At 40.9% G+C, this 6,000-nt stretch carries 6 protein-coding genes; 1 reads left to right on the top strand and 5 read right to left on the bottom strand.

The features are described 5' to 3' along the window. Nucleotides 1-197: 197 nt before the first annotated feature. The 4 genes from AAEY94_RS19435 to AAEY94_RS19420 are packed head-to-tail and all read right to left on the bottom strand — an operon-like array spanning nucleotide 198 to nucleotide 3,821. On the bottom strand, nucleotides 198-737 hold the full coding sequence (locus AAEY94_RS19435; protein ID WP_182745079.1) for a TlpA family protein disulfide reductase: 540 nt from the start codon (nucleotides 735-737) through the stop codon (nucleotides 198-200). A 60-nt stretch (nucleotides 738-797) separates the two neighbouring features. Continuing rightward, on the bottom strand, nucleotides 798-1,280 hold the full coding sequence (nrfF, locus tag AAEY94_RS19430; RefSeq protein ID WP_350979697.1) for a heme lyase NrfEFG subunit NrfF: 483 nt from the start codon (nucleotides 1,278-1,280) through the stop codon (nucleotides 798-800). Beyond that, on the bottom strand, nucleotides 1,280-1,834 hold the full coding sequence (locus AAEY94_RS19425) for a DsbE family thiol:disulfide interchange protein (protein WP_011635673.1): 555 nt from the start codon (nucleotides 1,832-1,834) through the stop codon (nucleotides 1,280-1,282). Before AAEY94_RS19425 ends, nrfF begins: the two co-directional genes overlap by 1 nt. 16 nt (nucleotides 1,835-1,850) lie before the next feature. Beyond that, a complete protein-coding gene (locus tag AAEY94_RS19420) occupies nucleotides 1,851-3,821 on the bottom strand; it encodes a heme lyase CcmF/NrfE family subunit (protein ID WP_101084811.1) in 1,971 nt (656 codons plus the stop codon). A gap of 418 nt (nucleotides 3,822-4,239) precedes the next feature. On the opposite strand from AAEY94_RS19420, the gene ccmI reads away from it, so the two are divergent. After that, nucleotides 4,240-5,493: a c-type cytochrome biogenesis protein CcmI gene (gene ccmI, locus AAEY94_RS19415; protein ID WP_101084810.1), complete on the top strand. Its 1,254-nt coding sequence runs from the start codon at nucleotides 4,240-4,242 to the stop codon at nucleotides 5,491-5,493. 96 nt (nucleotides 5,494-5,589) lie between these two features. Here the strand turns inward: ccmI and AAEY94_RS19410 are convergent, their stop codons facing one another. Further along, nucleotides 5,590-5,883: a c-type cytochrome gene (locus tag AAEY94_RS19410; RefSeq protein WP_101084809.1), complete on the bottom strand. Its 294-nt coding sequence runs from the start codon at nucleotides 5,881-5,883 to the stop codon at nucleotides 5,590-5,592. Between the last annotated feature and the right edge of the window lie 117 nt (nucleotides 5,884-6,000).

The raw sequence follows: 6,000 nt of genomic DNA, 5'->3' as shown, positions 1-6,000 counted from the left end.
TCGCCTTGAACTCAGTGTTTTGAAGCACTTAATTCAACCTGACTCAGTAACCGCTTGCGCTGTCTGCCGTGTCAGTGAATGCGCATTATAGGCAGCTCACGTTTTTGCGCAAGGCCTTTTTTAATAAAAAAGGATCGCTTGGCGATCTTTTCACCAAAAGCGATCCTTTTTCGTATTTTAAGCGACTTTATGACGGTTTATTGTACTTCTTTAGCGTTCTGGCGGAACTGTTCAAGGAAAGTCACCACATTTGAATCGTCCCAATCGACATACGAACGAACATAAGCCACCAGCTCACCTTGTTCATTTAAGATAAATGTTGCAGGTATCGTATCAAGCGGGAAGACATCACGTAGTTGTTGTTGCGGATCGAAATACGAATTAAACCGGCCTAATCCAAGAGACTCTAAAAATGGTTGCACAATAGTCACAGCTTCAGCATCAATAGAAATAGGCAGTAGTGCAAAATGTTGTGCATTTAGAGTTTGATTTAATCGATCGAGTGCTGGAAGTTCTCTAACACAAGGTGGACACCAAGTAGCCCAAAGATTCACAACAACCACTTTACCTTTATATTGTTCAAAGTTAACCGACTGACCAACAAGATCAGTAAAATCGACTAGCGCAATTGGGAATGGTTGCGGCAATATGTTTATGCGATCGAGTGTTGATTCAGTGGTTTGCTTGGCCGCTGCTTGCATGCCTGGGTATGCATTTACCGGACCTGCTGTCCCCATAAGAATGAGACTAGTGAAAATAAACGCAAACCACTGTTTCAAAGTTAATACTCCAATCGGTTACTTAGTTGTCTTACTACGATTTAATAACGCATCTAACTCAGCTTGTTGCTCTGTTGACAAGGTTGTCGATTCAGATGCCTGTATACGTTGCTTACGCACAAAGATAAAACCAATAAAGAGACCTAAAACAAGTAACCCAAATGGACCAAGCCATAGAATATAAGTTTTCGAGTCTAACTTTGGATTGTATAAAACAAAATCGCCATAGCGGCTGGTCATAAATTCAATAATCTCTGAATCTGACTTACCATTATCGACCATCGTATACACTTCAAGACGTAAATCTTGCGCAACTGGAGAGTTTGAATCGACTAAGTTTTGATTCTGACACTGTGGGCAACGCAATTGGTGTGCTAGTGACAATGCTCTTTGTTGATTATCTACCGATTGAAATTCATAAGTATCAACAGGTGTCGCCATTACCGTCAGAGTAAAAAGTAAACTCGTACAAGCCACCATCATTTTAAATATGAATTTCATTACGATGCTCCATCGACTTTAGCTTCAGCTTGTAATTGCTGGATCATTGGATACAAGGTTTGTGTCCATACCGTTTGATCTATAGGACCGGCATAGCGATAACGAATAATACCGTTATGGTCGACTATAAAAGTTTCCGGTGCTCCATATACGCCAAGATCAAGACCTAAGCGGCCATCTTTGTCAAAGATGTTCACTGTGTATGGATCACCTTGAGTAGTTAACTCCTTAACAGCTAATGCTCTCTCGTCACGATAGTTGATACCATATATAGGTAACAAGTTACGTTTAGACAGCATCATCAAATAAGGATGCTCATACTTACATGCTGGACACCAAGTTGCCCAAAAGTTCAACATAGACACTTTTGCTGGAAGATCTTTCTCAGTTAACACTTCACTAGGCACTTCTAAGCGCTCAAGTTGGAAAGCCGGAACTGGCTTTCCTTCTAATGCAGAATCAAGCACCTTAGGATTGAGAAATAATCCTTTGTATAAAAACACGCCCATACCCAAAAATATAACCAAAGGTATAAACAGTACAAACTTCTTCATAATGTCTCCGAGTATATTAAGCAGTCGCTAATTTTGCTTTTACTGCTTCATCTGTCGCAGCTTGCTTTACACGATAACGCTTATCGGATGCTGCCAGGAAGCCACCAATCATCATAAAGATTGATCCAAACCACAACCAACGTACAAACGGTTTGTAATTAAGACGCACCGCAAACTCGGTTAAACTAATGGGATCACCCATAGTGACATATAAATCGCGGAATAATCCCCAATCAATACCCGCTTCAGTCATATCCATAGTCCGTACATTGTATTGACGACGGTCAGGTTTGAGTAAAGTGATAAATTCATCATCTTTGTAAATCTCAATCTGACCTTGTTGAGCGGTATAGTTAGGACCGACAACATTTTTAGTTTCTAAATACTTAAATGTGTAACCTGCTAGTTCTTGGCTGATACCTGGGCCCATACGGACGCTTTTTTCAATCGAATAGTTAGAGACAATAGTAGCCCCCATTACCGACACAGCAATACCAAAGTGAGCGAAGAGCATTCCCAATTGACTACGGCCAATTCGATTAAGACTAATACCACCTTCTTTATCGCTCACCATATTATAAGCAGCGCGAAAAGTGGATAGCATGATCCATGCTGTAGCAGCCACACCACACATCACCCAAGCATTAAATTGGCCACCAGCAATAAATGGAGCAGCGACACCGGTAACTAATGCAATAATAGCTGGAATAAGTAACTGTTTTTTAATTTCGCCTGCTTTAGATTTCTTCCAGCGAATAATTGGACCAATACCCATAAAGCCAAATAGCACTAATACGATAGGTACAAATACAGCATTAAAATATGGAGGTCCGACGGAAATCTTGCCCATGCCTAATGCATCTATCAATAAAGGATAAAGCGTACCCAGCAACACAGTACCTGCAGCAACAGTGAGTAACACATTACAGATTAGCAACATGGTTTCTTTCGATTTAAGCTCAAATCGTGCTGGACTGCTCATTTCACTGGCTCGGAAAGCAAACAGAGTTAACGAACCACCAATGGCAATACCTAACAACAGCAAGATAAACAAACCACGACTTGGATCTGCTGCAAATGAATGCACTGACGTAAGCACACCAGAACGTACAATAAAGGTGCCGAGTAAACTTAATGAGAAGGCAAAGATAGACAGCAATACAGTCCAGTTACGGAATGCCCCACGCTTTTCCGTCACAATTAATGAGTGCACTAAAGCAGTACCGACTAACCAAGGCATAAATGATGCATTTTCAACTGGGTCCCAGAACCACCAGCCGCCCCAACCTAATTCGTAGTAAGCCCACCAAGAACCAAGTGAAATACCGCCAGTTAGAAATATCCATGCCGCTAATGTCCATGGACGACTCCAGCGTGCCCAAGCAGAATCAAGTCTGCCACTCATGAGGGCTGCAATAGCAAAGGCAAAACAGACTGAAAAACCCACATACCCTAGATACAACATTGGTGGGTGGAAGATTAAGCCAACATCTTGCAACATTGGATTTAAATCTCGCCCTTCTAGAGGAATAGGAAATATCCGTTCAAATGGACTTGATGTAAGGATCATAAATAAACTGAAGCCAACAACAATCATCGCTAAAACAGATAACACCCTTGCGGTAAAGACTTCTTCTAAGCCCTTACTAAATAGTGCTACTGATGCAGTCCATACAGACAACGCGAATACCCAGAATAATAATGAACCTTCATGACCACCCCATACCGCCGCAATTTTAAAGAATATTGGTAGTTGAGAATTAGAGTGATGGGCGACATAAGCCACAGAGAAATCATCAACAGCAAAGCTGTACCCTAGTGCTATAACGGAGAGACTGATGAAAAAAAACATTCCGTATGTCAGTGGCCAGGCATATCGAACAAGATACTGGTCTTTACGTGCGGAACCATATAACGGCACGCTAGCTAGCAGTAAGGCAAAAGCCAAACCGAGAATTAGCGAGAAATGTCCAAGTTCTGGAATCATGGGTATTCCTTAGTCTAAAAAAATTAGCGGATCTGAAACAAACAAATCACGACAGTACTAATTAATGCGATGAAACTAATATACGCACATTAGCTTAAACGAATTTTAACGCATTTTAGAACTTGCTATGACATATGTCTGCCATTTTCGTACAAAATTGGGTCACCAGTCTCATTATGAACACCGATTCAACCAAAACGAATTTTTTTGGCAACTTGTCTGACAGTATTACTGATATAAAGTTTCGCTATTAGTTAGTCAAACCATTCAATCTGTGAACCAGTACGCAACTATCAGGATTTGGATTCATATCTTCCTTATATTACTATTCAATTAATAATCTTTACGTATAATCGAAGTTCCAAGCACTGCGGTAAATGCCGCTTTCTCTGTTAACCTAAAAGTGAATATTGACATAATGACCACATTTTGGATTTTTATTGCGCTTGTCGTACTCATCGGCCTAATCATGATTTGGGTTCCACACTTTCGCCAAACAAAACTGTTACAAGCCGAAGAGTCTGGCGTTCGTAGACAAACTAACCTTGAACTTTTTGCTGAGCGGTTAACAATTCTTGAAAAAGAATTACATGACGAGCTTTTGGATCAAGTCGAATTCGAAGCATTAAAGAAAGAATTAGAGATAAATCTACTTCAGGACATGCAACAAAAAGGTGATGACTCCCTTGATGTAGAAATTAAATCAAAAAACGCATTATGGCCTGCTTTTATGACCTTGTGCTTATTGGCTGTTTCCGGTTACCTATATCAACACTTAGGTGCTTATAACGAATTAGCCAATCCTCCTCAAGCAAGCAATCCTCATCAAGGCATGGATCCGGCGCAAATAATGTCGCAACGGGTACAAATGATGGAAGCAAAAGTGCAGGCACAGCCAGACGATAGCCAAGCTTGGTTTAGCCTTGGTCATGCTTATATATCTGCCAACCAATATGATAAAGCCATTGGCGCATTTGATAAGGTAATGGAACTCGTCGGCACGCAAGCTGAACTCCTTGGGCCTAAAGCGACTGCGCTATACTATAAAGCAAATCAGCAGATGTCGCCGGCGATTCAAGCTGTGATTGATCAATCTTTAGCGTTAGACCCACAAGACCCCTCTACACTACTTCTTGTTGGCATGGATGCATTCTTTACCGCTGACTACAACAAAGCTATCAATGCTTGGCAGATGATCTTAGACAGCGATCGAGATGATGTTGATAGAACAGCATTAATGAATGCAATTGAATCTGCAAACATGCGCCTTAATGAAGGTTCGGCAATGCCTAATGGTGATTCAACTCAAAAGCCAGTAGTTACGAGCAATGCGAAGACAGTCGCAATTGAAGTTTCTATTGCTCCAGAATTAGCAGACAAAGTGGCCGATAGCGATACTGTGTTTATTTTCGCACGAGCAACGCAAGGTCCAAAAGTACCGTTAGCGGCAACTAAAATCAGTGCTAGCAGTTTACCTGCAACAATCACATTAGATGATAGTACTTCAATGGGTGGCGATGTCACACTGAGCTCAGTACAAGAAGTCGAAATAATTGCGGTACTGTCAAAAAATGGCAGCGTGAAACCGCAACCTGGAGACCTAAAGGGTACCATTAAAGCCATTAAAGTGGGTGATAATGCTGCACTAACTCTGGATACCTTAGTGCAATAGCATTGTGTAATATTAGTGATGTTCTCAGTTAGCATCACTGAAATTAACCCATAAAAAAACCGGCTATAAAAGCCGGTTTTTTGATTTAGTTGAAAACTACTTAGACATAAACTGAATTGCGTTTTTGTAATCTTCATCGGTACAGTCAGTACACATACCACCTGGTGGCATTGCGTTTAAACCAGACTTAACCGAACCAACTAAGGCATCTAAACCTTTTGCTAGACGTGGTTCCCATGCCGCAGCGTCATGAACTTTAGGCGCTCCGGCCACACCCATGCTGTGACATACTTGACACGCTTTATTGTAAATAGCTTCACCTTCTTGAGCAAATACATTTGCAGACAAAGTTAAGGCAGCTACTGCAGTCATTGCTAACAATTTTTTCATATTCATCGTTCCTAATTGCAAATATACAAAGCTTAACGCTGCCCTTTGATTTAGAAGGCAGACTCATTTTTAGCAACGATAGATTACTACAATTAGCAAAAAAACTCATCTTTTTGT

Source organism: Shewanella sp. AC34-MNA-CIBAN-0136 (assembly GCF_040309945.1).
Taxonomy (GTDB): domain Bacteria; phylum Pseudomonadota; class Gammaproteobacteria; order Enterobacterales; family Shewanellaceae; genus Shewanella.
This window is presented reverse-complemented; position numbering and strand designations above follow the sequence as displayed.

Coding starts and splice junctions, on each gene's coding strand:
- AAEY94_RS19435 (WP_182745079.1), bottom strand. CDS start 737: ATGGGGACAGCAGGTCCGGTAAATGCATACCCAGGCATGCAAGCAGCG.
- nrfF (WP_350979697.1), bottom strand. CDS start 1,280: ATGAAATTCATATTTAAAATGATGGTGGCTTGTACGAGTTTACTTTTT.
- AAEY94_RS19425 (WP_011635673.1), bottom strand. CDS start 1,834: ATGAAGAAGTTTGTACTGTTTATACCTTTGGTTATATTTTTGGGTATG.
- AAEY94_RS19420 (WP_101084811.1), bottom strand. CDS start 3,821: ATGATTCCAGAACTTGGACATTTCTCGCTAATTCTCGGTTTGGCTTTT.
- ccmI (WP_101084810.1), top strand. CDS start 4,240: ATGACCACATTTTGGATTTTTATTGCGCTTGTCGTACTCATCGGCCTA.
- AAEY94_RS19410 (WP_101084809.1), bottom strand. CDS start 5,883: ATGAAAAAATTGTTAGCAATGACTGCAGTAGCTGCCTTAACTTTGTCT.